The organism is Roseococcus sp. SYP-B2431 (genome assembly GCF_004336745.1).
In the GTDB taxonomy this organism is placed as follows: domain Bacteria; phylum Pseudomonadota; class Alphaproteobacteria; order Acetobacterales; family Acetobacteraceae; genus Roseococcus.
Map to the genome: position 1 here is coordinate 172,062 of NZ_SJXD01000025.1, position 26,612 is coordinate 198,673.

Consider the following 26,612-nt stretch of genomic DNA (forward strand, 5'->3'; position numbering starts at 1 on the left):
AAACCAAGCGGCTGCGGCGGATTCAAGGCGGAATCAACGGCATGTGGAGGTTTTTTCATCACCTCTGGTCAAGCTGCTCGCGAAAGCGTGGGTCGTTGAAGGCAAAGAGGAAGGGATCGAAGCGCTGTCCGGTCTCGATCTGGGTCAGGGTGACGCGCGTGCTGCGGCCCTGCGCGTCCAGCACCACCCATTGCCGCAGAACCATCGGGTTCTCCTCTAGGATGAGGGTGATCCGGCCTTCGGCGGGCGCCGCCGTCCGGTAGACGGTGACGGCCAGCAGCCCGCGCGCCTGCTCCACGCCGGCCACCGTGACATCGCCGCTCAGGCGCAGGGGCGACCGCAGCAGCACGCTCAGCGGTGTGGAGGAGAGCGGCACCACGGTCGGCTGCCGCAGCTCGCGGTCGTAATGGAAGAACTGGTTGTCGGCCGCGATGAGCAGGGTGGGCTCCGGCGGGTCGTATTCGAAGCGCATGCGCGACGGGCGCCAGATCCAGGCCGTCCCCTCGGCCGAGCCGCCCCCCTGGGCCACTTGGAGGAAGCGGGCGCGGAAGGTGGTCAGCGTATTGAAATAGGCCTCGACGCGGCGGATCGCCTCGGCCTGGCCCTGCGGCGGCTGGCTTTGGGCCGAGGCCGAAATGGGAGCGAGGAGGGCGGGGGCGGCGAGAAGCTTGCGGCGGTTCATCCCCTGTTTGTGGGGCCGCGCCAGGGCCAAAGAAAGGCCCGGACGTCGATTCGCGCTGCGATTCAGCGCCCGGGGGGCGTCATTCCCGGCGGCGGCAGGGCTGTCCCGCGCGGCATGCCGCCGCCGGTTGCGCCCGGGATGCCGGCGGGCAGCTGAAAGGTCTGGTAGCCGCTGGGGCGCTGGAAGCGGGCGGGATCCTGCGGACCGTAGGTGACGGAGGTGGCCTCGACCTGGCCCTGGCGGTTGTCGCCCTCGGCGCGGAGCATCACGCCGTCGGCGGTGAGGCAGGCGCGGCCGGACTGGCCCTGATCCTCCATGCGCCAGATGGTGCAGCTCGTATTGGCGACGCGCGCCGTGCCCTCGCGGGTGAAGCGGGCATTGGGGCCGGGCTGCATGCTGGCGACGGGGGGGAGCTGGTTGCGCGGAACGTCCATGATCATGCGCTGGGCCTCCATGACCATGAAGCCCGGCCCGCCGCCGCGCAGATCGGCCACCATGAAGCCCTGGCCGCCCGGCATGTCCACACGCATCAGCCCGCTGGCGGCGAGCCACGAGATGCGCATCTCGGTCCCGTTGCCCGGGCCCTGGGTGGTGACGCGATAGGCCACCGAGACGTCGCGGGTGGGGGTGACGGCAGGGCGGTCCTGGGCGAAGGCCGGAGCCGCGACCAGGGCACAGGCGAGCGCGAGGGGGAAGCAACGCATGATTCGGCATCCTCTATGCTGGCGCCAAACCTCGGCCCGAACAGGCGACGCGGTCAATGGCCGACACGAAAACGGCGCCCGGGCGGGGAGCCCGGGCGCCGTTCATGAGGGCCGGCCCGCGTCGCCGCGGGCCGGGGATGCCGATCAGAACTTGCCCATCAGAACTTGCCCATCAGAACTTGAAGGTCAGGTAACCCATGGCGCGGGCGCCGCAGATGTCCTGCCGGGTGCCGAAGATGCAGTCGCCGCGGCTGATATTGGTGTCGTAGTAGCCGACGCTCGCCGTCACCGTGTTGCCGAGGACGGGCAGGACGAAGTCGCGGCTCAGCATGATGCCCCACCAGGCATAGTCCGGCGTGCCCCAGCGCGCGTTGCGCTCGATCCACTGGTAGCCGACGCGGCCGCCGAGTGTGACGTCCCAGACGCCCGTCTTCCAGTCGGCGCCGCCCTCAAGATACACGCCCGTGCCCGAGCGGCCGTAGTAGTTCGGGGAGACGTTGATCGAGGCAAGCAGGTTCACGGGGCCGAGCTCATAGGTCCCCTTCAGGTAACCCTCGAAGAAATCCATCTCCTGCATGCCGGGGGCGCGGGTGAAGCCCGGGTAGAAATAGCCCTGCGCGCCGATGTCCAGGTTCACCGGCCCGAGCGCGAAGCGGTAGCCGCCAAAGGCATCGACCTCCTGCCGGGCGTCCGTTCCGGCGAAGCGCACATTGGAGATGAAGCCGCCGATATAGACGCCGCTGGTGTGCGTCAGCTCGAAGGCGCCCTGCCAGGCCAGCCGCGAACGGGTCTGGCTGATGCCGCGGAACAGGTAGTCGCTGGCGATCGTGGCGGTCGGCGCAAGGGTGAGGCCGGTCTCGCCAAGCGTGATCTGGGCGGAAGCGGGCGCGGCGGCCGCCAAGCCTGCGGCGGCGGTCAGGGCGAGCAGGAGCTTGCGCATGTATTCGGAACCTTTCTCGGTCGGTCTTGTCGTGACCATAAAGGCTGCAAAATCCTATCAACGGCAAGCGAGTCGTCTATAAAGAAGGCATAATGTTGCATAATGGCAACACATCCCGATGTTATGCCTATTTTCAGGGCGATTGCTGCTCCTTCGCTCAGGCGCGGAACCTGTCCCGGAGCTCTACACTCGCAGGTCCAGCAAGGAGCCGCGAGGGAGCGGCCGCGTCGGGGCCGGCGGCACCGCTTCGAGCTTGCGCTGCGCCACCTGCTCGGCCCCGGCCTCCACCCGCGCCGGATCGGCGCGGGCGCTACGCTGAACCGGCGAAGGCTCGGCGCCGGGGCGGGTGCGCGTGACCTCCTGCGCGAAGGCGGCAAGGGAATTGGTGCTGATCATGCGCACCACCTTCCACCTCAGGGATGAAGGCTTCGTAAAGGCGCCCCGCTTTTGGGCCGGGTTTCCTGCCCAGGCGGCGAGAAGGTGGTTCATCTGCATGCCCACAACCATGCCGGGCCAGCCCGTTAAGATTCCAGCAACCTATGGATGTATCGTCCAAATCGCGCCGACGAATCGCTCGCGCATGTCCGGGGTCGCGGCTAAAGCAGGCGCCATGCCGGATTTCAGCCTGGAGGCCTCGCTGGGTGGTCTTGTCGCGGGGGTGGACGAGGCCGGGCGGGGCCCCCTGGCGGGGCCGGTGATGGCGGCGGCCGTCCTGTTCCTCCGGCCCTGTCCGCGCCGGCTCGCGAAGCTCCTCGACGATTCGAAGCGGCTGACCGAGCCGCAGCGCCTGGAGGCGGCGCTCGCGCTGCGCGAGGCGGCCGGGAAAGGCTGGCTCGTCATGGCCCTCGGCGCCGCCTCCACGGCGGAGATCGGCCGGATCAATATCCTGCAGGCCTCCCTCCTCGCCATGCGCCGGGCCGTGACACGGCTGGCCGTCGCGCCCGAGATCGTGCTGGTGGACGGCAACCGCCCGCCCGCCATGCCCTGCCGGGTGCAATGCGTGATCGGCGGCGACGGGCTGAGCCTCTCGATCGCGGCGGCCTCGATCCTCGCCAAGACGGTGCGCGACGCCGGGATGAGGAAGCTCTGCCAGCGCTGGCCGGCCTACGGCTTCGGCCAGCATTTCGGCTATGCGACCGCGCGTCACCGGGCCGCGCTCCAGGAGCACGGCGCCTGCCCGCATCACCGCCGTGGCTTTGCGCCGGTCGAGGAGGCCATGCAGGGCGTTCTCCTCACGGCCTGAAGGGTGGCGCATCGGCCATGGCTCGCGCAAACCGGTCCTGGCTGCCGGCATCCCTGTTGACGACGCGACTCGGCCCCTCGCATTGTCGGCTCCCGATTCGCGAAGGAAAACCGTCCCTTGGGCGCTGGGCTGGACGTGCCGCTCGACAAGATTCTGGTGGGTGACTGCATCGAGGAGCTACGCGCGCTGCCGCCGGCCTCCGTGCATGCGATCTTCGCCGATCCGCCGTACAATCTGCAGCTCCGTGGCACGCTGCACCGGCCGGACCACAGCCTCGTCGACGCGGTGGACGACGAATGGGACCGCTTCGCGGACTACGCGACCTACGACTCCTTCACGAGGGAATGGCTCACGGAGTGCCGCCGGGTGCTGCGCAAGGACGGGACGCTCTGGCTCATCGGCAGCTATCACAACGTCTTCCGCCTTGGCACGGCGCTCCAGGATCTCGGCTTCTGGATCCTGAACGACGTCATCTGGCGCAAGGCCAACCCGATGCCGAACTTCCGGGGACGGCGCTTCACCAATGCGCATGAGACCCTGATCTGGGCGGCGCGCGGGCAGGAGGCGAAGTACCGCTTCAACTATGCCGCCATGAAGGCGCTCAACGACGACCTGCAGATGCGCAGCGACTGGTTCATTCCGCTCTGCACGGGCCATGAGCGCCTGCGTGACAAGGCCGGCGGCAAGGTGCATCCGACCCAGAAGCCGGAAGCGCTGCTGCATCGGGTCATCCTGTCCTGCACGCAGCGCGGCGACGTGATCCTGGATCCCTTCCTCGGCTCGGGGACGACGGCAGCGGTCGCGAAGCGGCTGGGGCGCCATTTCGTCGGCATCGAGCGGGATCCGACCTATGCCGCCGCCGCCCGGGAGCGCGTCGATGCCATCCAGCCCCTCGCCGAGGAGGCGATGATGGCGACGCCCACGCGTCGCGAGCAGCCACGGATTCCCTTCGGCAACCTCGTGGAGCGCGGCCTGGTCGCGGCCGGGGAGGCACTGACCGACCGGCACCGGCGCTGGACGGCGACGGTGCTCGCCGACGGCACGGTGAGCTGCGGCACGGCGCGCGGCTCGATCCATGCAGTGGGGGCGGCGGTGCAGGAGGCGCCATCCTGCAACGGGTGGACCTTCTGGCACCTCGTCCAGCGCGACGGGACGCTGAAGCTGCTGGACGTGTTCCGGAGCGAATTGGCGGCCTGATCCGAAACGCGGAATGTCGTAATTTGGAGACAAAATCCAAAAAATAAACAAAATGCGAATTCGCTGCAATTCCTGGTTTCAGTTCGCGCGCCGACTTGATAAAGCGGGAAGGATAAACCCGTTGATGCAAGGAATTTGAGAATGTCTCAACATGCTGAGATTCACCGCGGTCAGATCCAGCGCGGCGAGATCGTCCTCGCGGCCCTTCGCTTCATTTTGCTGGCTGCCACCGCGGCCCTGGTCGGTGTCCTGGGTCATGTCGCCTGGAAGATCATCGCCGCCTGATCCCAGGGGAGGGCGCCGTGCTTCCGGCGCGAATCCCCGGTATCCAGGGCCGATGCCAGCCCGACGCATCGCCCTTCTTCTCCTCGGCGCCCTGTTCTGCGGCACCATGGGCCTGGCGGCCTTCCGCCTCCTGGCCTCGGACGGTCTCCGGCCGCTTGACGCCGCCTTCCTGGCGGCGCTCCTCCTCTTGAGTCCCTGGATCGCGCTGGCCTCCGCCAATGCGCTGATCGGGCTCTCGATTCTCCTCTTCACGGACGACCCGCCGGCCCATGTGGTGCCGGCGTTGCGCAGGCTCGAGCCCGCTTCGCCGCGCGGGCGAACCGCCATCGCCCTTTGCCTCCGCAACGAAGAGATGGCGCCGTTGCTCCAGCCGCTCGGCCCGCTGCTCGACGGACTGCCGGCCGACCGGTTCCACCTTTGGTTTCTCTCCGACACGCAGGGCGCCGCCTTCCAGGAGGCGGAGGACGCGGCGGTCGCCGGTTTCCGCGCGTCGCGGCCCGGCGATGCCGGGCGCATCCATCTCCGCCGCCGCGACGAGAACACCGGCTTCAAGGCCGGAAACGTCATGGAGTTCCTTGACGCCGAAGGCGCCGGCTACGACTACCTCCTCTGTCTCGACGCGGATTCCGTGATGACGCCTGCGGCGGTGCTGCGGCTGGCCGCGGCGCTCGACGCCGATCCGAGGATGGCCATCCTCCAGCAGCTCATCGTCGGCCGCCCGGTGGCGGCGCCCTTTCCCCGCCTGTTCCAGTTCGGCATGCGGGCCGGCATGCGCGCCTGGGCCACGGGGCAGGGCTGGTGGCAAGGACCGAAGGGCCCTTACTGGGGGCACAACGCCCTGATCCGCATCGCGCCCTTCCGCGAGCACGGCCGGCTGGAGCGGCTGCCCGACGGCTCGACGATCCTGAGCCACGACCAGGTGGAGGCCGTGCGCCTCCATGGCGCCGGCTGGGGCGTCTGGTGCCTGCCGGACGAGGAAGGGAGCCTCGAGGGCAATCCTCCGGCCCTGCCCGAATTCCTGGCCCGCGACCTGCGCTGGGCGGCGGGCAACATGCAGTATCTGGCGCTCCTGCGGCGGCCGGGCCTGGACGCGATGGCGCGCTTCCAGCTGCTCCAGGCGATCCTGCTCTTTCTCTGCGCGCCGCTGTGGGTGCTGGCCTTCGCCCTGGCCGTGGCGATCGCGGCGACTGGCGGCTTCAGCGCGGTGCCGGCGTCATCGCTGGTCTTGGCGATGCTGCTCCTCTGGCTCGCCCAGCATGCACCGAAGCTGGCGGGCTACCTGCAACTCCTCGCCCAGCCGGCGCAGGCGGGGCGCTATGGAGGGCACGGGGCCGTGCTGGCGGGGGCGGGAGCGGAAATCCTGTTCACGACCCTTCTCTCGCCGATCAGCAACCTCAACAAAGCGCGCTTCCTCCTGGCGCTGCCCTTCGGCGCGCGGATGGGCTGGAGCCCGCAGAACCGGGCCGATCGCGGCGTTTCCTGGGGGGACGCGGCGCGGTTGCTTTGGCCGCACACCCTGGCCGGGGGCGCGGCCTTCGGCGTGCTGGCGGCGTGGGCCCCCTGGGCCATCTGGTTCGCGCTGCCCTGGGCGGGCGGTCTGCTGGTGGCGATCCCCTTCTGCGTCTGGACCTCGTCCCCGCGGCTTGCGCGCTGGCTGGTGCAACGGGGCGTGGCGGCGACGCCGGAGGAGGTTCAGGCGGCGAGCCGGCCCGGCTCCAGCGTCGCATAGATGTCCCCGCTGTTCGCTTCCGCCGGAAGCGCGACGAGCCATTCGGCCATGGCGCCGGCGGCGACGGGCGCGGCGAATTCCCAGCGCATGCTCTCGCCGAGGCAGGCGTTGAAGGCGCGGTAGCCGAGCGCGGTCAGCCGCTCCAGGCCGGCCAGGGCCACCTCGCGCTGGATGGTGGTGAATTCCAGGGATAGCGCGCGCGGCGCCTCGGAGAGGCCGGCCAGAACCTCCGCCTCCCAGCCTTCCACGTCGATCTTCACGAAGTCGGGCCCGCCGTATCGCGCGACGAGCGCATCCAGCGTGGTGCGGGGCAGGGCGATCTCGGCATCCCAGACTTGGCCCTCCCAGCCCGGCGCGCCGGCGGCCGCCGCGACGAAGGCGTCGCTGGCGGTGGCGACGGTCGGGTTGGCGCTGTTGAGGCGAAGCACGGACTCGCCCTCGCTCGCGCCCAGGAGGGACGGGACCAGGGTGAAATCCGGATCGCCGCGGAAGATCAGCCGCAGTGCCCGCGCCAGCCGCGGCTGGGGCTCCACCGCCACGACGCGCGCGCCGAGCCGCCGGAAGCTCGCCGCGCGGTCCCCGACATGGCAGCCGATGTCGAAGGCCAGTTCGCCCGGCGCGAGGAAGCGCCGATGAAAGGCGTCCAGCGCCGGCCGCCGCTCCTTCGCATGGTAGATGCGCAGGCTGCGGCCGATGGCGCTCAAGGATGGAAGACCAGGGCGGCTCCGGCCGCGAGCGCCGGCGGCACCAGCAGCGCGCCGCCCGGCAGATCCGTCGCGCGCTTGCCGGCGAGCAGCTTCCGCACCGCCGCGTTCCCGTCCGAGGTCTTCACGAAAATTCCCGCCATGAAGGGCAGGGCGGGGATGACCACGCCGGGCAGCGTCGCTTCCAGATCCTCGGGCGCGAGGATGGAGACGCGCGTCTCGATCACGGGCGCCTCCGGTCCGGCCACGCGCGCGCCGCCCGGCAGACGCAGCAGAAAGCCGCCCGCCAGCCGCGGCTCGATCACGATGCCCGTGAGCTTCGACAGCCGCGCCGCCGTCACCGCCGGCTCGGCGCTGACCAGGACCAGCTCGGTCAGCGCCTCGGCCTTGTTGGCATGATCCATCCAGCGCTTCTGCCAGACGAGCTCGGGCGTGAGGTGCCGGATAAGCTGGATCCGCCCCTCGGGCGCGTCCGGATAGGGCAGGCGGGAGAATTTCGCGATCGGGCCGCCCGCCTCCACCGGCCGCTGCAGATGCGCGACCCCGGCGATCGGAATCCCCGCGCGCCGCATGCGGGCGAGGTTCGCCTCCGCATCGTCCATGCCCAGCGCCAGGATGTGCACGCCGCCGTAGCGCCCGGTGAAGCGGGCGAGGTCGTTGTCGAAACGTGTCGGATCCAGCACCGCCAGCAGTTCGATATAGCCGTGCGTCAGGAAGGCGCAGCGGTTACCCGAGCCGTAGAGCTCCACCTCGGACTCCGGCGTGCGGCGGCCGGATTGCTGCGCGACGGGCGAGAGCGAGAAGCCCAGCGCCTCATAGGCCGCCGTCATCGGCCCCAGCTCCATGTTGCAGACGCCGACATGGTCGAGCGCGAGCGCGGTCTCCGCCATCAGGCGATCTCCTCATATTTCGGCAGTTGCCATTCGGCCGGCTCGGCCGCGGCGTCGCGGTACCATCGGTCCACCAGCGGGTGCGCGCGCACGGCCTCCACATAGGCGCGGCTCCTTGCCGAGAGCTCCGGCCGCCAGGTGAGGAAGCGCGCGCAGATGGGCGCGAACATGACATCGGCGATGGTGAAGGCGGCACCGAAGAGGAAGGGGCCGCGATGGGCGTCCAGGCATTCGGACCAGAGCGCCTCGATCCGCGCGATATCGGCCAGCGCGCCCTCGGTCCGGCGCAGGCCGGGGAAGGTGCGGCCGATGTTGAAGGGCATGGCGATGCGCAGCTCGCGAAAGCCGGCATGCATCTCGGAGGCCACGCTGCGGGCCTGCGCGCGCGCGACGCGGTCGGAGGGCCAAAGACCCGGCATGGTCTCGGCGCAGTATTCGCCGATGGCGAGGCTCTCCCAGATGTGCGCCCCGCCATGCTCCAGATAGGGCACGAGGCCGGCCGGCGTGGCGGCTCTGATCGCGGGCGTGGAACCGCCGGCGAGCGGGATGACCTGCACCTCCACCTCGAGCCCGGCGAGCATCACCGGCAGCCAGCCGCGCAGCGACCAGGAGGAGTAGCGGCGGTTGCCGATCACGAGGCGGCCCCCCCTGAGATGATTCTCGGCCATGACGTCCGTTCCCTGAAGCGGTGGGTGCGATTCTCGCACGGCAAATCGGCTCTGGCGACACGCCCCCCGCTGCGCTTACCTCGTCCCGTGTTGAGAGCCCTTGCCCTGCTGCTGGTCCTGACCGGGCCCGTCGCGGCCCCTCCGGCTGCAGCCCAGGATGCGGCATCGGCCCGCCGCGCAGCGGAAGCGGAGCGGGCGGCCGCCGCCCAGGCCGCCCACAGCGCGCGGGAGGCCGCGGCGCAGGAGGCGCGGCTGGCGGCCGAGCGCATCGCCGGGGCGTCGCGCGTGCAGGCGGCGGAGCGCGAAGCGCAGGCGGCGGCGGGCCGCGCCGAGACCGCGCGGCGGGCCGGCGCTGCGGCGCTGGCCGAGCAGGCGCGCCTGGCGGCCGAGATCGCGCCCATGGTGCCGCTGCTCATGCGTCTGGCGACGCAGCCCGGGCCGCTGCTGCTCGCGGCCCCGATGCCGCCCGCGGATGTCGCGATCGGGCTCGCGGGCCTGCGGGTCATGCTGCGGGATGCCGAGGTCAAGGCGCGGCTGCTGCGCGAGATGGGCGAGCGCGCGGCGATGGAGGCGGCCAGCCTGGCGCGCGAGCAGGGGCGGCTCGCCGCCGCGGAGGAGGCGGCGCGGCAGGCCTCGGCGGCGCTGGACCGGCAGCTCGATCACGCGCGGCGGTTGTTCGCGGAGCGCAGCGCCGCCGAACGCGGCGCGACCGCGCGCGCTGAACAGGCGGTGCAGCGTGCGCGCTCCCTCGAGGAGGCGCTCGCGCGGCTGGAGCGCCAGCGGGCGGAACAGGCGCGGCGCGAGGCCGAGCGCGAGCGCCGCGAGGAGGAGCGGGATCGCCGCGAGGCGGCGCGTCCGCGATCCAGCGGGCGTGTGCCCGTGCCCGCCCCGCTGCGCACGGCGCCCGATGCCGCGGGTGCCCTGCCGGTGGCCGGCGCGCTGGTCCGCGACTTCAACGCGCCGGGCGAGGGCGGCCCCTCGCGCGGCCTCACCTTCGCGGCCCAGCCGGGCGCGCGCGTGACGGCGCCCTGCAGCGGCAGCGTCGCCTTCGCCGCGCCCTTCCGCAGCTACGGGCGCATGGTGATCCTGGATTGCGGCGGCGGGCAGCACCTGGTGCTGGCGGGGATGGAGCGACTCGATGTCGCGGGCGGCCAGCGCGTGCGCTCGGGCGAGCCGGTGGGCGTGCTCCCGGCCGCGCCGCGCCCCACTCTTTATATGGAGCTGCGGCGACGCGGCGAGGCGGTCGATCCGCGCCCCTGGCTGCGGGCGGGGGCCTGAGGGCTCGCTTGACGGAACGCGCCGGGCGGGCCTTCTTCGATGGAGATCTTCCGGAGAGAACACCATGCCGCAGCCCGCCTATCCCGCCGCCGTGAACGGCCTGACCCTCAAGCAGGCGGAGGTCATCGCCGATGCGGCGCTGGCCAAGGGGCGGGAGCTTGGGCTGCTGCCGCTCTGCGTGCAGGTGCTCGACGCCGGCGGCCATGTGAAGGTGACCAAGCGCGAGGACGGCGCGAGCCTGGGCCGGCCCGAGGTCGCGATGGGCAAGGCCTATGGCGCGCTGGCGATGGGCTTTGGCACGCGCGAGCTGGCGCGGCGCGCGCAGGCCATGCCGGGCTTCACCAACGCGCTGTCCGACCTCATGGGCGGCAAGGCCGTGCCGGTGCAGGGCGGCGTGTTGGTGCGCGATAAGAACAACGTGCTGCTGGGCTCGGTCGGGATCTCGGGCGATGCCTCCGCGAAGGACGAGGAGTGCTGCATCGCGGGGATCGAGGCGGCAGGGCTGGCGCCGGACACGGGTGATCCGGCGTGATTTTTCGGCCTCAGGCGCCGGGCGCGCGCTCCGCGCGCTTGGCTACGCCGGGCAACTGGAGCGCCGGCCGGTAAGTCAGCTGGGCGGCGCCGGCCGCTGTGCGGCCGGAAGCTGGCCTGGTGCCGATGAACTTATGCGGGAGGATTGGCGCCCGCAATCGACGATCCGGCCACGGCGGCCGGTGCCGCCCGACCGCCCTCACCTTGAGCGCGACAAGCGCACGGGCGCGCGCCCGGCGTTTGAGGGCCACAAGCTTATTGGCTGGCCCACAGAATCCGGTGCATCCACGCCACATCCGGCAGCTCGAAGCTGTAGTCGGGATGTGCGGGATTGAGGCTCGCCAGCTCGATCCGCTTCGCGCTCTGGCGCTTCAGCTCCTTCGCCATCACCTCGCCGAGCCGTGTGCGCACCACCACGCGATCGCCCCGCCGGATGGGGGCTGCGGGCGAGACGATCACCGCGTCGCCGTCGCGGAAGACCGGCTCCATGGAATCGCCGGAAATCTCCAGCGCATAGGCATTGGGGTCGCTGATTTCGGGCAGGCTGATCTCGTCCCAGCTCCCGCCGACGGGAAAGCCGCCATCGTCGAAGAAGCCCTCGCTGCCGGCCTGGGCGAGTCCGATCAGGGGGATGCGGCGCGAGGGGCGGGGCCCGCGCGAGAGGCTCGGCAGGGCCGCCTGGCCCGAGACCAGCGCGGCAAAGGCCTCGATTCCCGCGCCGGTGGCCGCGAGCACCTTCGCGACGCTCTCCGTGGAGGGCCAGCGCGCGCGCCCGTCCGGCCCGATCCGTTTCGAGGGATTGAAGGCCGTCGGATCCAGCCCGGCTCGCTTGGCGAGGCCGGAGGCGGAGAGCCCGTTCTCTGCGGCCAGCGAATCGATCGCGCGCCAGATGTCATCGTGTCGCATGGGATAGGACCATCATAGGTGTTGGTTCACGGTGCAATAGGAAAATGTTGCTTGTAGCGCTTGCAAGTCTCTCAACCGGGGGTTTATGTTCGCTAAATGTTCTCATTCGTTCTCGCCTGAAAGGAACCGAGCGTCCATGTCCTCCTCCCCCCGTCCCAACCACCCCCGCATCCTCTCCAGCCTGGCAAAGACCGAGCCCTTCACCTCCGCTGAGGAGGCCTGGTTCTGGACCATGTCGGCCCTCGTCGCCCGGCGCGAGGGCGCGCGCATCGCCGCGGGCAAGGGTCTCGCCCAGCGCCCCTGCGAGCCCGACGACGTGATCAAGTGCCTCGACCGGCTGTACCGCCAGCGCCGTATCGAGCTGGCCCATGCGCGCATCCTGCGGATCTGGGGCGAGCGTGGCACTGCGCCCAGCGCGCACCACGCCCAGGAGCGCGGCGACTTCCGCCTCTGGCGCGAGGCGATGAACCGGCTGGAATGGCCGCTGCGGGTGAAGGGCATCGTCGCCGGCGCGCCGCGCATGGAGCAGGAGACGGCGGAGATCCTGCCTTTTCGGGGCAGCCGCGCGTGACGGCGGTCGCGCCGGCCGCGCGGCCGGCCCATCGCCGGCACCTCGGTGGGCAGCGCGCCTGGATCGTCTTCGGCGGGCGCGCGGATCACCTCTGGCAGCGCCTGCTCCGGCGCGGGTTCCGGCACTGCTTTGCCGCGCTGGAGGATCCGCACGGCTGGACCGTTCTGGACCCGCTCACCGGCCGCCTGCTGGTCGCGCGGCTCGAGGTTCCGGCGGGCTTCGACCTGCCGGGCTTCTACCGCCGCGCCGGGTTGCTGCCGGTTGGCCCCTTTCCCCTGGAGGAACCGGTGCTGGGCCGCGGGCTGCGGGGCGCGCCGTTCAGCTGCGTGGCCGTCTGCCGGGCCGTGCTCGGTCCGCACGCGCCCTTTGCCATGACGCCGCATGGGCTTTTCCACGCCCTCGTCCAGTCTCATGAATCTAGGAAAAAATACTTGACTTCTTTCTCCGTTCCAACCTAGAACACTCAGGCCAAGGGGCGAATTGCGTCCCGAGGCTCTCCTCTCCCGACCGACTGGCTTCCAGAAGGCCCGGCTCCCCTAGGAGCCGGGCCTTTTGCGTCTGTGCCGCCGCGCTCCCGCCGGATTGATTTCCGGCGGCCGCGCTTTTGTTCGGCATGCCGGAAGGGACGGGAGGCCAATCCCAGGATTCCCGAAGGAGTTGCCGCGCATGGCAGGCCTGTTCCGCGTCCCGAAGCCGGTAGTCGTCCCACCGCCCGCACCGCCGCCGACGCCGACGGAGACCGCCACCGCCGCCAGCCGTGATGCCGAAGCCGAGGCGGCCCGGACCGAAAGCCGTGCCCGCGCAGGGGGCGGCATCGCGGGAACGGTCGCGACCTCGGCCCGCGGCGTGCTGACGGCGGCGCCCTTCCCCGCCGCGCGCAAGTCGCTGCTCGGGGAGTGACGCACATGACCCCGCAGCAGATCCTCACGCGCCATGACCGCGCCGTCGCGCGCCGCCGCCCGCATGAAATCAGCTGGGCCGACGCCTATTCCCATGTCCTGCCCTCGCCGGGCGAAGCGCCGGCCCTCTACGACGCCACCGCCGCCGATGCCGCCGAGCAGCTGGCCGCCTCGCTGCTCGCCGAGCTGACGCCGCCCTGGTCGCGCTGGTTCGGCCTGGCACCCGCCTGCGCCATCGCCGATACCGAGGAGGGTCAGGCCGCCGCCTTCGCGCTGGAGGGCGCGGCCGACATCCTGCAGTCGCAGCTCGACCGGTCCAACTTCGCGGTCGAGATGCACCAGGCCTTCCTCGACCTCGTCATCACCGGCACGGGCATCATGCTCGTCGAGGAGGCGCCGCCCGGCGAGGCCTCCGCGCTGCGCTTCTCCGCGGTGCCGGTCCGCACCGCCATCCTGGAGGAGGGGACGACGGGCCGGCTCGACACCGTCTTCCGCGAGGCGCGCATGACCACCGCCGAGGTGCTGCGCCGCTTCCCCTTCGCCGAACTGCCCCAGGCCATGATCCGCGAGGGGGAAGCCGAAGAAGCCGATCCGCCGAAGCACCGCCTGATCGAGGCCATCTGGCCCGACGGCACCGGTCATCGCTACGCCGCCGTGCTCGACGCCGCCGCGCTGAAGGCGCCGCTCCTCGTCGCACAGGGCCGCTTCGCCGATGGTCCCTTCATCGCCTTCCGCTGGCTGAAGGCTCCCGGCGAGGTCTATGGCCGCGGCCCGGTCGTCAAGGCACTCCCGGACATTCGCACGGCCAACCGCGTCGTCGAGCTGGTGCTGAAGAACGCCTCCATCGCGGCGACCGGCATCTGGCAGGCGGAGGACGACGGCGTGCTGAACCCCGCCACCGTGCAGCTCGTGCCGGGCGCGATCATTCCGAAGGCCCCGGGCAGCGCGGGCCTGACCCCGCTCGCCGCGCCCGGCAATTTCGACGTCTCGCAGCTCGTGCTGAACGACCTGCGCGCGCGCATCCGCTCGGCCCTGCTGGTCGACCGGCTCGGCACGCCGAAGGATGCGCGGATGACCGCGACCGAGGTGCTGGAGCGCAGCGCGGAGACGGCGCGGCTGCTCGGCGCCACCTATGGACGATTGCAGTCGGAGCTGCTGACCCCGCTGGTCGCGCGCAGCCTTGCGATCCTCGCGCGGCGCGGCGAGATCCCGCCGGTGCTGCTTGACCAGGGGCGCGTGGCGCTGCGCTACGAGAGCCCGCTGGCCCGCGTGCAGGGCCGCGCCGACGCGGCCAATACGCTGCTCTTCCTCGAGGCCGTCGCGAAGATGGGCGAGGCTGCCGCGTCCCAGGTCGACGCGCCGGCGGCCGCGCGCTGGCTCGCCCGCACGCTCGGCGCGCCCGCCGAAATCCTCGTCCCCGTTCCCAGCCCGGAGTGATGCCCCACATGTCCGACAACCTGCTGCAGGCCGCGCCCGAACCCACCCGCCCGTCCGACATCCCGGAAAAATTCTGGGACAGCGAGAACGGCGCGATGCGCGTGGACGCGCTGCTGAAAAGCTACCGAGAGCTGGAGCGGCGCATGTCGCATCGCCTGGCGCCGCCGACCGACGCCTCGGACGACGAGGAGCGCCGCCGCTGGCGCGAGATGATGAACATCCCCGACAGCCCCGAAGGCTATCACGTCGAGGCAAAGCACGAGCTCTGCGGCCCAGATCCGGCGATCAATGCGCGGCTGCACGCGGCCGGCTTCTCCTGCGATCAGGTGCAGCTCGTCTATGATCTCGCCTCCGAGCGGCTGCTGCCGCTGATCGCCGAGGCGGCGCAGCAGTTCGAGGCCGACCGCCAGGCGGAGAAGCTGCGCGAGCATTTCGGCGGCGACGAGCGCTTCCGCCGCGTGGCCGCACAGCTCTCCGCCTGGGGCCGCGCCAATCTGCCGCCCGCCGTCTTCGAGGCGCTGGCCACGACTTCGGAGGGCGTGCTGGCGCTGGAACGCATGATGCAGGGCAACGAGCCCGGACTGGCGCGCGACGCTGCGCCGCCGGCCACGATGGACGAGGGCGAGCTGCGCCGGATGATGCGCGACCCGCGCTACTGGCGTCAGCGCGAGCCGGAATTCGTGAAGCGCGTGACCGAGGGCTTCCGCAAGCTCGTGAACGGCTGATGCCGGATTGATCCGGGGCGAGTGACGCGCTGCCGATCGCGCGCCCGCCCCGTGAGGCCGCCGGTTCTCCTCCTCCCCGGAACCGGCGGCCCGCGCCCGCCGCCGCAGCCTCGGCCATGCCCCCTCGGACAGGCCCTGGCGCGCGGCGGGCGCGCACCCTTTCGTCCGCGCAGAACCCGGCTTCCGGGCGCGTGGCGCCGGCACGATGCCGCGGCCCGTCCCGGTCAACCGCGCGCCGTGTCTTCCCGACAATCCATCTGGAGAACGACAGATGTCCGGTTCCATCGACCAGGCTTTCGTCAAGCAGTACCAGGCCGAGGTTCACCTCGCCTATCAGCGGCAGGGCTCCAAGCTGCGCCCCACCGTGCGCAGCAAGTCCGACATCAAGGGCGCCAGCACCGTCTTCCAGCGCGTCGGTCGCGGCACCGCGACCTCCAAGTCGCGCAACGGCGTGGTGCCGGTGATGAACCTCGAATACTCCGCGGTGGAATGCTTCCTCGCCGACCATTACGCCGGCGACTGGATCGACAAGCTCGACGAGCTGAAGACCAATGCCGACGAGCTCGCCGTGCTGGCGGCCTCCGGCGCCTACGCCCTCGGCCGCAAGACCGACGAGATGATCATCGCGGCGCTCGACCTCGGCACGCGCGAGGCGGTGGGCACGCAGTCCGGCCAGACCGACAATGACGGCCTGACGCGCGCCAAGGTCCTGCTCGCCTTCGAGATGCTGGGCGCGATGGAGGTGCCGGATGACGGGCATCGCTACGCCGTCGTCGGCTGGAAGCAGTGGTCCGAGCTGCTGACCCTGCAGGAGTTCTCGAACGCCGAATACATCGGCTCCGACGAGCTGCCCTGGAAGGGCACGCAGGCCAAGCGCTGGCTGGGCGCGACCTGGATTCCGCATACCGGCCTGACCCTCACCGGCACGATCCGCAGCTGCTACTTCTACCACAGGACCGCGATCGGCCACGGCGTCGGCGCCGAGATCACGACCGACGTGACCTGGCATGGCGACCGCGCCGCGCATTTCGTCAACAGCATGATGAGCCAGGGAAGTTGCCTGGTCGACGACGCGGGCGTGGTGCGGATGCGCTGCAAGGAATGAGTCTTTCGCCGCCCTCAGGCGCCGCGCCCACTGGTGCGCCAGTCGGAAGGTTGAGTGGGCGGCGCCGGCCGCTTTGCGGCCGGATTCTTGTGACGAGCGCCACTTCCTGATGAAGCGCGCTGTCGGGCGGCGCGGGTTCCTCCGTGCCGCCCTTTCCCGTTCCCCCTCGGAGGTCTTCCCCATGGCGCTCACCGCGCTCGAGCTCTGCACGCGGGCCTTGCTGCGCATCGGCGCGCAGGCCATCGCCTCGCTGGACGAAGGCACGGCCGAGGCCGAGATCGCCTCCGGTCTCTACGCCGGCACGCGCGATGCGCTGCTCTCCCTGCACCCCTGGAGCTTCGCGACCGGCCAGGCCACGCTGCCGCGCCTCGCGGCCCAGCCCACGGCCGATTTCCAGCACGCCTTCCAGCTTCCGGCGGGCTTCCTCCGCGCGCTCTCCGCGGGCGCGCCGGGCGCGGGGCGCGGGCTGCCCTATCGCCTGCTGGAGGACCGCCTGCACGCCCATGCCGCGCAGGTGACGCTCACCTACATCTTCCGGCCCGACGAGAGCACCTTTCCGGCCTTCTTCGCCGCCGCGCTGGTCGCGCGCCTCTCCGCCGAGTTCTGCATCCCGCTCACGGAGAGCAGCACGCGCGCCAGCATGCTCTTCGACCAGGCCGAGGGCGAGCTGCGCGCCGCGCGCCGTGCGGACAGCCAGCAGGCCACCACGCGCGCGATCGACGGCTTCCCGCTCATCCAGGCGCGGGGCTGAAGCCATGGCCGCCTCCCGCCAGATCAAGGCGAACTTCACCGCGGGCGAGCTGGCGCCCGAGCTGCTCGGCCGCGGCGACCTGCGCGCCTATGCCAACGGCGCCCGCCGCCTGCGCAACGTCTTCATCCAGCCTACCGGCGGCGTGACGCGCCGGCCGGGGCTGCGCCATGTCGCGAGCCTGCCGGGCCCCGCGCGGCTGCTCGCCTTCGAGTTCAACACCGAGCAGACCTACCTGCTCGTCTTCACCGCCGGCGCCTTCCGCGTCTTCCTGGACGACGCGCAGGTCGCGCAGGGCGTCGGCCCCTGGGCGGGCTGGCAGCTCCCGGGCCTGTCCTTCACGCAGAGCGCGGACACGCTGCTCGTCTGCCACCCGGATCTGCCGCCGCAGCGGCTGACGCGGACGAGCCACACCGCCTGGACGCTGGCTGGCTGGAACTGGGTGAGGGCGCCGACCTACCGCTTCGCGCCGGCCGACGTCACGCTCACGCCGGGGGGAAGCTCGGGCAGCGTGACGGTCACGGCCTCGGGCCCGGTCTTCGCGGCGGCGCAGCTCCACTCGGCCTTCCGGCTGCGGGGCAGGCCGGCGACGGTCACGGGCGTCGCCTCCGCGACGCAGGCGACGCTCACCCTCGCGGAGGACCTGCCGGACACGGCGGCCAGCACCGATTGGGAGGAGGGGGTCTTCAGCGGGGTCAGGGGGTTTCCCGTGACCGCCTGCTTCCATCAGGACCGGCTCGTGATCGGCGGCTCGCGCGACCTGCCGAACCGGCTCTGGCTCTCGCGCTCCGGCTCGCTCTTCGACTTCGACAAGGGCACGGGCCTCGACGACCAGGCGATCGAGTTCGGCCTCTTCTCGGACCAGGTGAACGCGATCCGCGCCGTCTTCTCCGGCCGGCATCTCCAGGTCTTCACCACGGGCGGCGAATGGATGGTCACGGGCGATCCGCTCACGCCGTCGTCGATCCAGCTCCACCGGCAGACGCGCATCGGCAGCAGCCCCACGCGGATGATCCAGCCGGTGGATGTCGACGGCAGCACCATCTTCGCCGCCCGGAGCGGCAGGGCGATCCACGAATTCGCCTATACCGACGTGCAGCAGGCCTATCAGTCGAACGACCTCGGCATGGTGGCGCAGCACCTCCTCCGCAATCCGGTGTCCATGGCCTACGACCAGGCGCAGCGGCTGCTGCACGTGGTCATGGAGGATGGCGGCATGGCCACGCTCACCCTCTTCCGCCAGGAGGAGGTGACGGCCTGGACCCTGCAGCAGACGAACGGCGCCTTCCGCGCCGTGGCCGAGCTGGACGGGCGCGTCTTCGTGACGGTGGAGCGCGGCGGCAGCACCCGGCTGGAGCGCTTCGAGCCCGGCTTCGGCCTCGACGCCGCGCTGGAGGGGACGAGCGGCGCGCCGCAGGACCGCTGGAGCGGCCTCTCGCATCTGGAAGGCTCGACCGTCGGGATCCTCGCCGACGGCGCGCCGCGCGACGACGCGCTGGTCTCCCAGGGCGCGGTGGGCATCGACCCGCCGGCGCATGCCGTGCAGGTCGGCCTGCGCTTCACCCATGAGATCGAGCCGCTGCCGCCCGAGATGTTCACCGCGGCCGGCGCGCGCTCGGCGCCGCTGCGGCTGGTCTCTGTGGGCTTCCGGCTGCTGGAGACCTCGGCGCTCGACGTCGATCTCGGCCGCGGGCCTTCGCCCGTCTCCTTCCGTCGGCTGGACACGCCGCTGCTCGACGCACCGCCGCCGCGCTTCAGCGGTGACGTGCGGCTCTCGGCGCTGGGTTGGCGGCGCGATGCGATGCGGCCGCTCTGGCGCATCGCCGGCGACGCGCCGCTGCCGCTCATCCTGCTCTCCGTCACCACCGACATGAGGACGACCGACTGATGGCCTCCCTGGGTTCCCTCGCGACGCTCGCCTCGGCCGGCATCGGGCTCTACACGCAGAACCGCGCCGCGCAGCAGAGCGCAACCACGCAGCGCGCGCAGGTCGAGCTCTCGCAGCAGCAGGAGACCGCGCGCCAGCAGCAGCTCACGCTGCAGCAGCAGGCCGAGCAGCGCGCGCGCGGCGAGCAGGTGGCGCGCACGGTCGCCTCCGCGCGGGCGCGCATCGCCGCCGGAGGGCTCTCCACCAATGGCGGCTCGGCCGCGACGGTGACGGAGGGGCTGCGGGCCGACGCGGCCGCCGGCCAGGCCGACAGCGACGCGATCTTCCGCGCGCGTCTCGCCTCGGGCCGCTCCTCCCTGCTGAACCCCGACGGCACGCTCACCACGGCGCTGCGCGCGGTGCCGAGCTTCGGCAGCGCCCTGCGCAATCTCTTGGATTGATGCCCCCTGACAGCGCGCGCACCGCCCGACCGAGTCGCGTGTCCCATCCCCTCGATCTCCCGGAGTAAACGATGTCCGAGCACATCCGCATCGGCGATATCGCGCCGCGCGTGCACTACGTCGCCGACGGCCTGCAGGCGGAATTCACCTATCCCTTTCCGATCTTCGATGCCGGCGACATTGCCCTGCTGCGCGACGGCGTGCCGTCGGATTTCGGCTTCACCGTCCAGGGCGCCGGCAACTCCTCCGGCGGAACGATCCGCTTCGCCGAGGCGCCGGCGGCGGGCACGGACCTCACCCTCCTCCGCCGGCTGCCCGTCGCGCGCGTCACCGACTTCCAGTCCAACGGCGTGCTGCGCGCGGCCACGCTGAACGACGAGCTGGACCAGCAGGTCGCCTCGCTGCAGGAGGTGCGCGACGGCGCCGCGGGCGCGATCCGCCTCGACCTGTCGGAGCCGCCGTCCGGCATGGTGCTGCCGCTGCGCGAGGCGCGGGCGGACAAGCTGCTCGGCTTCGACTCCACGGGCGAGGTCACCGTCTATGGCCGCACCGGCACGGTGGCCGCCGTCTATCCGGGCGCGATCCCGCGCAGCGTGGAGGACAAGCTGGCCGAGACACTGACGGCGCGCGACTTCGGCGCGGTGGGCGACGGCATCGCCGATGACGGCCCCGCGCTCCAGGCGGCGATGAATGCCGCCGGCTCGACGGGCCGCCACCTGCTGATCGGCGAGGGCACCTTCCGCACCACCATGCCGCTGATGCTGCCCGGCGGCGCCGTCGGCCTCACCATGCAGGGCAGCCTGCTCTATGCGGGCGCGGGCGGGCAGGCGGCGCTGACCATCGGCGATGGCGGCGCGGTGCGCAACGCCACCAAGATCTACCAGGGCCTCCGCGTGGTGCGCGCGGCGGTCAGCGACTGGACCGACTTCGGCGACATCGGCGTCGTCCTGCGGAACATGGATTCCAGCACGATCGAGATCCGCCATGTCGAGGGCTTCACGATCGGCATCCGCACGCTGGGCGTGGAGCGCGGCTTCGAGGACAGCAACCTCTCTCTCGGCCGCATCGTCAACAACTGCATCGGCCTCGACATCCATTGCCAGACCGCCGCCGCCTGGAACACCTCGGTGCGCTACCATGGCGGCCATTTCGCGGTGGCGAGCGCGCTTCACCCGACGCTGAGCCGTTACGGCATCCGCTTCTCCGCCGCGCCCGGGGCTTATGTCGCGCATAACCGCCACGTCTTCTTCGGCCCGGCCTTCGAGCTCCAGGCGCGCGACCGGCCGGCGATCCTGGGCGTGCCCTTCCTCTCGGAGGTGAGCAGCCGCGCGGTCCTGGCCTATGGCATGCGGATGGAGGGCTGCTCGCCCCATGCCGCCTTCCATACCGGCAATGCGCAGGACCATGTCTACGAGATCGCCTGGGCGAGCCAGGGCTATCTGGTGGACGTGCTCTACGGCGCGGCCTCGACGCGGGTCGGGGCGGTGGTGCGCGGGCTGCACCAGGCCGCGGCGCATCGCGAATTCACCCGCGAGATCGCCAGCGTGCCCAGCCTGCGGGCGGCCGCCTTCCGCTGGAACGCCTCGCAGACCGGCTTCGACAAGCTGGCCTGCCTCTCGAGCAACGTGACCGGCGCGGCCACGCTGGCGGACTTCGCCTTTCCCGGCCTCGAGGACTATGTGCTGACCAGCCGCGGCGTGGTCCTGCCCGGCGGCCGGGGCCTGGGCTTCGTCGTCGACACGCGCCGCGCGCGGGAATTCGCGCTCTCGGTGGATGCCGACAATCCGCGCCTCGTCGTGCAGTGCTTCGACGGCGCGATGAACCTGCTGACCGACGCCGCGGGCCAGCTCGTTCGCGCCTCCGGCATGTCGATGGCGTGGAACGCAGCCGCGCATTGGTGGCAGGGCTCGGCCGACATGACGGACGCCGACCTCACCCGCCTGCAGGTCCTGCGGCTGGAGCCCGCCGTGGCCTATGCCATCATCGGCGTGGCGCGCATCGGCACGGATTACGAGGTGCGCGCGATGCGTCTTTCGACGGATCCTTCCGTCTCGCCGCCGCTCCTCTACGGCCTGCCGGACCTGCGGCACGGCACGCGTGAGCTGAAGGCCGAGGCCGATTGGGATCCGCCGGCCATCGCCGCCGGCGCGACGGCGCAGCTCAGCGTCGCGCTGAACGGCGCGCGGCCGGGCGACTTCGCGCAGGCGGCCTTCAGCCTCTCCACCTCGGGCGTCATCTTCCTCGCCCAGATCGGCGCGCAGGACATGGTGACCGTCACCGCCTGGAACCGCACGGGCGCGGAGGTGAACCTGAATGGAGGCACGGTGCGCGTGCGGGTGGTGAAGTCTTGAGGCGGTCCTGGAAGGGCGGGGCGGCGGCCGGCAAGGAGGCGGAATTCGACCGCGCCTTCGACGCGGTGCTGGCCGACTACATGGAGTTCCTGCGCCGCTCGCGCGAGGCCGACGAGACCAACGACGACCCTAAAACCTTCACCGCCCGGCACGCGGCGGGCAAGACCGCACTCTCGCATATCGAGCACATCATGAAGCTTTCCGGCGACGACGGGGAGAAAGCGAAGCGGCTCGACGAGGTCCAGGCGCTCCTTGGGGAGATGCGGCGCGACATGAGCGCGGAAAGGGAGGAGACGCCCGCCGATGACGACCGAGACAGCGGCTGACCTCCTGGAATTCGTCTGGATCTGGAACCGACTCCAGGGCCAGTCCACGCCCGCCGTCCATCGCCGGATCCTGCGCTGGATCGAGGGCGAGGCGCCGTCCCGGCGCCTGCTGCTCATGGCTTTCCGCGGCTGCGGCAAATCCACGCTGATCGGGCTCTTCTGCGCCTGGTCCCTGTACCGGCGGCCGGAGCTGCGCATCCTGGTCCTGGCGGCGGAGCAGTCGCTGGCGGGCAAGATGGTCGGGCATGTGCGCCGGATCATCGAGCGGCATCCGCTCTGCGCGTCCCTGCTTCCGGAGGGCGACGAGGCCTGGGCCGCCGACCGCTTCACCGTCGCGCGGCCGGGCGCGCTGCGCGATCCCTCGATGCTCGCCCAGGGGCTCCAGGGCAACATCACCGGCGCGCGGGCGGAGCTGGTGATCTGCGACGACGTCGAGGTCGCGGGCAATTGCGACACGCCGGGCAAGCGGCTCGACCTGCGCGAGCGGCTGGCCGAGACGGAATTCGTGCTGACGCCGGGCGGGACCATCCTCTATGTCGGCACGCCGCACACGGAGGAGAGCCTGTATCGCGGCGGCGACGCCTTCCTGGCCGGCTACCGGCGGCTCGAGGTGCCGATCGAGGATGCGCGGGGCGCGAGCGCCTGGCCCGAACGCTTTTCCGGGGAGGCCATCGCGGCGCTGCGCCATCGCGTCGGCCCGCTGCATTTCGCGCGGCAAATGCTGCTCCAGCCCATCGCGGCGGATGCGGCACGGCTCGATCCCGCGCTGCTGCTGCGCTATCCCGAGGAGACGGAGTATCGCGAGGCCAACGGCCACGCGCAGCTCTGGCTGCTGGGCCGGCGCATGGTCTCGGGCGGCGGCTTCTGGGATCCCTCCTTCGGGCGTCCGGAGGCCGGCGACGGCTCGGTGCTGGCCGCGACCTATACGGACGGGGAGGGTGGGCACTACCTGCACCGCCTCGCCTGGATCACCCAGCGCGCCGACGCCCCGGAGGATCCGGCGACGCAGCAGTGCCGCCAGGTGGCCGAGCTCGCGCGCGAGCTGCACCTGCCGGCGCTGCGCGTGGAGACCAACGGGCTCGGGCGCTTCCTGCCCGCGCTGCTGAAGCGGGAGATGGCGCGGGCGGGCGCGGCCTGCGCCGTGGTGGAGCACACCAGCCACCGCGCCAAGGCGGAGCGCATCCTCGCCGCCTTCGACCCGCTGCTGGCGGCGCGCCGGCTCCATGCCCATGAGAGCGTGTTCCGGACCAGCTTCGCGCGCGAGATGGCCGAGTGGCGGCCCGAGGCGCGCGGCGCCCGCGACGATGCGCTCGACGCGGTCTCCGGCTGCATCCTGGCCGAGGCGGTGCGGATGCCGGCCCTGCCACGGGCGGTCGCACCGTCCTGGCGGGGGGCCAGGTGATTCGTCCGGAAAATGCCGCCCCGCGGGAATTCTCAAACAGCCCCATAGCCCGTAATCACTTTGGCGAGGTTGTGATGACCCGTCATTCCAGGGACGAAAGCGTGCTTCCCAATCCCTTCGACGACCGGCCGTCCGGCGTCCGGCTCAAGGCCGGCCTGACCTTCGCGGTCCTGATCGCCTTCAACCTCGCGGCCTGGGCCTGGGCCTGGATCGCCTTCGCCGACCGGCCGACGCTCTTCGGCACGGCCGTGCTCGCCTATATGCTCGGCCTGCGCCATGCCTTCGACGCCGACCACATCGCGGCGATCGACAATGTGGTCCGCAAGCTGATGCAGGAGGGCAAGGCACCCATCTCGGCGGGGTTCTTCTTCTCGCTGGGCCATTCCAGCATCGTGATCCTGGCGACGCTCGCGATCGCCGCGACGGCGGCGGCGCTGCAGGACGAGATGGAGCAGTTCCACACCATCGGTGGCGTCATCGGCACGGCCGTCTCGGCGACCTTCCTGCTGGCGATCAGCCTCGCCAACCTCATCGTCCTGCGCGGCGTCTGGGCCGCCTTCCGCCGGGCGCGGCGGGGCGAGAGGATCGTGGACGAGGACCTCGACATGCTGCTCGCCGGGCGCGGGCTGATCGCGCGGATCTTCCGGCCGCTGTTCCGGGTCGTCTCGCGCTCCTGGCACATGTACCCGGTCGGCTTCCTCTTCGGCCTGGGCTTCGACACGGCCACCGAGATCGCGGTGCTCAGCATCTCGGCCACGCAGGCGGCGCAGGGGATGTCGATCTGGACGATCCTGGTCTTCCCGGCGCTCTTCACCGCCGGCATGTCGCTGATGGACACGGCCGACAGCGTGCTGATGACGCGCGCCTATGGCTGGGCCTTCGTCCATCCGATGCGCAAGCTCTGGTACAACCTGACCATCACGGCGGCCTCGGTGGTCGTCGCGCTCTTCATCGGCGGCGTGGGCGCGCTGGGGCTGATCAGCGAGAAGCTCGGCCTCGAAGGCGGCTTCTGGGACTTCATCGCGAGCCTCAGCGAGGATCTGGCGAATTTCGGCTTCATCGTCGTGGGCATCTTCGTGGTGAGCTGGATCGTCTCGGTCGTCGTGTATCGCGCGAAGGGCTACGACCGGCTTCAGGTCGAGACGTCGCAGCCGGGCGCTCCGCCCCGGACTGACAGGGGCCAGGGCGTGTCTTCCCTTGTGGGGTAGTTTCCGGGGCTGAAGCCTCTCAGGTCACGCCGCGGGCCGCTTCAGGATCTCGCTCGCGTGCCGGCCGCGTCCGGCCGCCGTGATCTCGAACCGCCCATCCGCGCGCTGACGCGCGAATCCCATCTCCCCCAGCCGCCGCAGGCAGGGCTCGTCCGCGAGCCCGGCCGGGCGGCCGTGCCCCCGCACCAGCGTCAGCCGGTGCAGCGCGGAGCGGCAGCAGGTCTCGAGATAGGGCTCGTTCCACATTCCCGCCCTTTACCACGCGCCGCGGCGCAGCCCCAAGGAGGCTCCATGGATCCGACCGACCCCACCCCCCTGTGGTGGCTCAACGCCGCCCAGGCGCCGATCGTCGGCGCCCTCTACTGGCTGGTGCACGGCATCAAGCGCGACCTCGATCGCATCGACCGCGGCGACCTGCGCCAGGTCGACGGGCTCAGCCGCACGCGCGACGAGCTGGCCGCCTTCAAGCTGGAGGTGGCGCGCACCTACGTGCCGCTCTCGCTCATCCGCGACGTGGACCGGCGGCTGACGGAGCAGCTGATCCGCATCGAGAACAAGCTGGGCGAGGTCCGGCGCCGGCAGGAGAAGGATTGATGAGGATGCAGCCCGACCCCACCCGCATCACCGCCGGCGCCGCCGCCGAGGAGCTTCTGGCCCGGATCCTCTACGCCGAGGCCGGCCATCGTCCGGTCCGCGCCGTCGAGGCGCTGGCCTCGCTGGCCATGAACCGCGCGCGCGCCGCGCTGGCTTCGGAGGAGGCGCGGCTGCGCTTCGCCGGCGGCGCGGCGCCCGCGACCCTGCCGCGCGCGCTGATTGCCGTGCTGCGCGCGCCCTTCCAGTTCCAGGTGCGGCATTCGCGCCATCCGGACCATGTCCGCTTCGCGCAGCCGCCCGAGGGCGATCCGGCGCTGGCGGTCTGCCGCCGCGTGGCGGCGCGGGCGCTGTCCGGCGCGCTGCGCGACGTGACGGGCCAGGCGCTGCACTGGCATGACGCGGCGCGCCAGCCGGGCTGGGCGCTGGGCCGCGTGCCCACGGCCGAGTGCGGCGGCCTCGCCTTCTACCGGCTGGAGGGGTGACGGCGCGGCCCGGATCGGGGATGGTTCCGGCCCCGGACAATGGCGGCCCCACATGCTCACGCTCTACTACTCGCCCAATGCCTGCTCCCTCGCCTCGCATGTCGCGCTGGAGGAGATCGGCGCGCCCTACGAGGCCAAGCGCGTGAACTTCGGCGCGGAGCAGCAGAAGTCGCCGGACTACCTCGCGCTCAACCCCAAGGCGCGGGTGCCGGCCCTGGTGACGCCCCGCGGCATTCTCACCGAGACGCCGGCCATCCTCGCCTTCCTCGCCCAGAGCTTCCCGGAGAAAAGGCTGGCGCCGCTGGACGACCCCTTCGCCTTCGCCGAGCTGCAGGCCTTCAACAGCTATCTCTGCTCCACCGTGCATGTCGCGCATGCGCATAAGGGGCGCGGCCCGCGCTGGGCCGACGAGGTCTCCTCCATCGCCGACATGAAGCGAAAGGTGCCGCAGACCATGACCGCCTGCTTCGAGCTGATCGAGGAGCGGATGCTGAAGGGCCCCTGGGCGATGGGCGAGGCCTTCACGGTCGCCGACCCCTATCTCTTCGTCGTCACCCGCTGGGCGGCGGGCGACGGCGTGGACCTCTCCCGCCTCCCGCGCGTGTCCGACCACTATGCCCGCATGCAGGCGCGGCCCGCCGTGAAGACGGTGCTGGCCCGCGAGGCCGCCGCCTGACCC

Annotated in this window: 31 protein-coding genes; 21 read left to right on the forward strand and 10 right to left on the reverse strand. The window is 71.4% G+C overall.

The genetic code is table 11. The features are described 5' to 3' along the window. Positions 1–58: 58 nt before the first annotated feature. The 4 genes from EJV46_RS12095 to EJV46_RS12110 form a co-directional block, all read right to left on the reverse strand. On the reverse strand, positions 59–682 hold the full coding sequence (locus tag EJV46_RS12095) for an outer membrane lipoprotein carrier protein LolA (RefSeq protein ID WP_131548909.1): 624 nt from the start codon (positions 680–682) through the stop codon (positions 59–61). Between the two features lie 62 nt (positions 683–744). Then, entirely contained in the window at positions 745–1,386 is a 642-nt protein-coding gene (locus EJV46_RS12100; protein ID WP_131548910.1) for a hypothetical protein, read from the reverse strand. A 172-nt stretch (positions 1,387–1,558) separates the two neighbouring features. After that, a complete protein-coding gene (locus EJV46_RS12105) occupies positions 1,559–2,326 on the reverse strand; it encodes a TorF family putative porin (protein ID WP_131548911.1) in 768 nt (255 codons plus the stop codon). A 183-nt stretch (positions 2,327–2,509) separates the two neighbouring features. Further along, a complete protein-coding gene (locus EJV46_RS12110) occupies positions 2,510–2,722 on the reverse strand; it encodes a hypothetical protein (RefSeq protein ID WP_131548912.1) in 213 nt (70 codons plus the stop codon). A gap of 214 nt (positions 2,723–2,936) precedes the next feature. On the opposite strand from EJV46_RS12110, the gene EJV46_RS12115 reads away from it, so the two are divergent. Together EJV46_RS12115 and EJV46_RS12120 are read left to right on the forward strand one after the other, a co-directional pair. Then, a complete protein-coding gene (locus tag EJV46_RS12115) occupies positions 2,937–3,569 on the forward strand; it encodes a ribonuclease HII (RefSeq protein WP_131548913.1) in 633 nt (210 codons plus the stop codon). Positions 3,570–3,686: 117 nt separating this feature from the next. Continuing rightward, on the forward strand, positions 3,687–4,766 hold the full coding sequence (locus EJV46_RS12120; protein ID WP_131548914.1) for a site-specific DNA-methyltransferase: 1,080 nt from the start codon (positions 3,687–3,689) through the stop codon (positions 4,764–4,766). A gap of 78 nt (positions 4,767–4,844) precedes the next feature. Here the strand turns inward: EJV46_RS12120 and EJV46_RS22825 are convergent, their stop codons facing one another. Further along, positions 4,845–5,024 (reverse strand): hypothetical protein, encoded by a 180-nt coding sequence (locus EJV46_RS22825; RefSeq protein ID WP_165585495.1) that lies wholly within the window; start codon positions 5,022–5,024, stop codon positions 4,845–4,847. Positions 5,025–5,103: 79 nt separating this feature from the next. Here EJV46_RS22825 and mdoH point away from each other — a divergent pair, with 79 nt between their 5' ends. Beyond that, positions 5,104–6,780: a glucans biosynthesis glucosyltransferase MdoH gene (mdoH, locus tag EJV46_RS12125; RefSeq protein WP_165585496.1), complete on the forward strand. Its 1,677-nt coding sequence runs from the start codon at positions 5,104–5,106 to the stop codon at positions 6,778–6,780. Here mdoH and EJV46_RS12130 read toward each other — a convergent pair. From EJV46_RS12130 to EJV46_RS12140, 3 genes are read right to left on the reverse strand one after another with little or no spacing between them, the layout of a single operon-like run. Further along, complete coding sequence (locus tag EJV46_RS12130; RefSeq protein ID WP_131548916.1) at positions 6,744–7,484, reverse strand: FkbM family methyltransferase; 741 nt, start codon at positions 7,482–7,484, stop codon at positions 6,744–6,746. The two genes, mdoH and EJV46_RS12130, sit on opposite strands and share 37 nt — an antisense overlap. Next, positions 7,481–8,374 carry a VOC family protein gene (locus tag EJV46_RS12135; RefSeq protein WP_131548917.1) on the reverse strand — a complete coding sequence of 298 codons (894 nt, stop codon included), beginning with the start codon at positions 8,372–8,374 and terminating at the stop codon, positions 7,481–7,483. Before EJV46_RS12135 ends, EJV46_RS12130 begins: the two co-directional genes overlap by 4 nt. Next, on the reverse strand, positions 8,374–9,042 hold the full coding sequence (locus EJV46_RS12140) for a glutathione S-transferase (RefSeq protein WP_131548918.1): 669 nt from the start codon (positions 9,040–9,042) through the stop codon (positions 8,374–8,376). The genes EJV46_RS12135 and EJV46_RS12140 overlap by 1 nt, the downstream gene beginning before the upstream one ends. Positions 9,043–9,129: 87 nt before the next feature. Here EJV46_RS12140 and EJV46_RS12145 point away from each other — a divergent pair, with 87 nt between their 5' ends. Both EJV46_RS12145 and EJV46_RS12150 read left to right on the forward strand, forming a co-directional pair. Further along, entirely contained in the window at positions 9,130–10,320 is a 1,191-nt protein-coding gene (locus EJV46_RS12145) for a murein hydrolase activator EnvC (RefSeq protein ID WP_131548919.1), read from the forward strand. A gap of 64 nt (positions 10,321–10,384) precedes the next feature. After that, entirely contained in the window at positions 10,385–10,852 is a 468-nt protein-coding gene (locus EJV46_RS12150; protein WP_131548920.1) for a heme-binding protein, read from the forward strand. Positions 10,853–11,106: 254 nt separating this feature from the next. On the opposite strand, the gene EJV46_RS12155 is transcribed toward EJV46_RS12150, so the two are convergent. After that, positions 11,107–11,757: a helix-turn-helix transcriptional regulator gene (locus tag EJV46_RS12155; protein ID WP_131548921.1), complete on the reverse strand. Its 651-nt coding sequence runs from the start codon at positions 11,755–11,757 to the stop codon at positions 11,107–11,109. A gap of 136 nt (positions 11,758–11,893) precedes the next feature. Here EJV46_RS12155 and EJV46_RS12160 point away from each other — a divergent pair, with 136 nt between their 5' ends. From EJV46_RS12160 to EJV46_RS12220, 13 genes are all read left to right on the forward strand, one after another. Continuing rightward, positions 11,894–12,328, forward strand: a complete 435-nt coding sequence (locus tag EJV46_RS12160; RefSeq protein WP_131548922.1) for a hypothetical protein — start codon at positions 11,894–11,896, stop codon at positions 12,326–12,328. Beyond that, the gene (locus EJV46_RS12165; RefSeq protein ID WP_131548923.1) at positions 12,325–12,786 is read left to right on the forward strand and encodes a hypothetical protein; all 462 of its coding nucleotides are present in this window, start codon (positions 12,325–12,327) and stop codon (positions 12,784–12,786) included. The genes EJV46_RS12160 and EJV46_RS12165 overlap by 4 nt, the downstream gene beginning before the upstream one ends. Before the next feature lie 208 nt (positions 12,787–12,994). Then, positions 12,995–13,228: a hypothetical protein gene (locus EJV46_RS12170; RefSeq protein WP_131548924.1), complete on the forward strand. Its 234-nt coding sequence runs from the start codon at positions 12,995–12,997 to the stop codon at positions 13,226–13,228. A gap of 5 nt (positions 13,229–13,233) precedes the next feature. After that, a complete protein-coding gene (locus EJV46_RS12175; RefSeq protein ID WP_131548925.1) occupies positions 13,234–14,664 on the forward strand; it encodes a portal protein in 1,431 nt (476 codons plus the stop codon). 8 nt (positions 14,665–14,672) lie between these two features. Beyond that, the gene (locus EJV46_RS12180) at positions 14,673–15,389 is read left to right on the forward strand and encodes a capsid assembly protein (RefSeq protein ID WP_131548926.1); all 717 of its coding nucleotides are present in this window, start codon (positions 14,673–14,675) and stop codon (positions 15,387–15,389) included. A gap of 271 nt (positions 15,390–15,660) precedes the next feature. Further along, positions 15,661–16,494 carry a phage capsid protein gene (locus EJV46_RS12185; RefSeq protein ID WP_131548927.1) on the forward strand — a complete coding sequence of 278 codons (834 nt, stop codon included), beginning with the start codon at positions 15,661–15,663 and terminating at the stop codon, positions 16,492–16,494. A 181-nt stretch (positions 16,495–16,675) separates the two neighbouring features. Further along, the gene (locus EJV46_RS12190; RefSeq protein ID WP_131549341.1) at positions 16,676–17,245 is read left to right on the forward strand and encodes a hypothetical protein; all 570 of its coding nucleotides are present in this window, start codon (positions 16,676–16,678) and stop codon (positions 17,243–17,245) included. Between the two features lie 4 nt (positions 17,246–17,249). After that, on the forward strand, positions 17,250–19,130 hold the full coding sequence (locus EJV46_RS12195; protein ID WP_131548928.1) for a hypothetical protein: 1,881 nt from the start codon (positions 17,250–17,252) through the stop codon (positions 19,128–19,130). Continuing rightward, entirely contained in the window at positions 19,130–19,570 is a 441-nt protein-coding gene (locus EJV46_RS12200; protein WP_131548929.1) for a hypothetical protein, read from the forward strand. Before EJV46_RS12195 ends, EJV46_RS12200 begins: the two co-directional genes overlap by 1 nt. Positions 19,571–19,641: 71 nt before the next feature. Next, positions 19,642–21,921, forward strand: a complete 2,280-nt coding sequence (locus EJV46_RS12205) for a hydrolase (RefSeq protein WP_131548930.1) — start codon at positions 19,642–19,644, stop codon at positions 21,919–21,921. Next, positions 21,918–22,247 (forward strand): hypothetical protein, encoded by a 330-nt coding sequence (locus EJV46_RS12210; RefSeq protein ID WP_131548931.1) that lies wholly within the window; start codon positions 21,918–21,920, stop codon positions 22,245–22,247. The genes EJV46_RS12205 and EJV46_RS12210 overlap by 4 nt, the downstream gene beginning before the upstream one ends. Continuing rightward, a complete protein-coding gene (terL, locus tag EJV46_RS12215; RefSeq protein WP_131548932.1) occupies positions 22,225–23,649 on the forward strand; it encodes a phage terminase large subunit in 1,425 nt (474 codons plus the stop codon). Before EJV46_RS12210 ends, terL begins: the two co-directional genes overlap by 23 nt. Positions 23,650–23,723: 74 nt before the next feature. Next, on the forward strand, positions 23,724–24,857 hold the full coding sequence (locus EJV46_RS12220) for a HoxN/HupN/NixA family nickel/cobalt transporter (RefSeq protein ID WP_206020787.1): 1,134 nt from the start codon (positions 23,724–23,726) through the stop codon (positions 24,855–24,857). A 24-nt stretch (positions 24,858–24,881) separates the two neighbouring features. Here the strand turns inward: EJV46_RS12220 and EJV46_RS12225 are convergent, their stop codons facing one another. Beyond that, the gene (locus EJV46_RS12225; RefSeq protein WP_131548933.1) at positions 24,882–25,103 is read right to left on the reverse strand and encodes a hypothetical protein; all 222 of its coding nucleotides are present in this window, start codon (positions 25,101–25,103) and stop codon (positions 24,882–24,884) included. A gap of 45 nt (positions 25,104–25,148) precedes the next feature. Here EJV46_RS12225 and EJV46_RS12230 point away from each other — a divergent pair, with 45 nt between their 5' ends. The 3 genes from EJV46_RS12230 to EJV46_RS12240 are packed head-to-tail and all read left to right on the forward strand — an operon-like array spanning position 25,149 to position 26,609. Then, positions 25,149–25,451: a hypothetical protein gene (locus EJV46_RS12230; protein ID WP_131548934.1), complete on the forward strand. Its 303-nt coding sequence runs from the start codon at positions 25,149–25,151 to the stop codon at positions 25,449–25,451. Then, positions 25,451–25,933, forward strand: a complete 483-nt coding sequence (locus EJV46_RS12235) for a cell wall hydrolase (protein ID WP_131548935.1) — start codon at positions 25,451–25,453, stop codon at positions 25,931–25,933. Before EJV46_RS12230 ends, EJV46_RS12235 begins: the two co-directional genes overlap by 1 nt. A gap of 52 nt (positions 25,934–25,985) precedes the next feature. Then, positions 25,986–26,609 carry a glutathione S-transferase family protein gene (locus EJV46_RS12240; RefSeq protein ID WP_131548936.1) on the forward strand — a complete coding sequence of 208 codons (624 nt, stop codon included), beginning with the start codon at positions 25,986–25,988 and terminating at the stop codon, positions 26,607–26,609. Positions 26,610–26,612 lie beyond the last annotated feature (3 nt).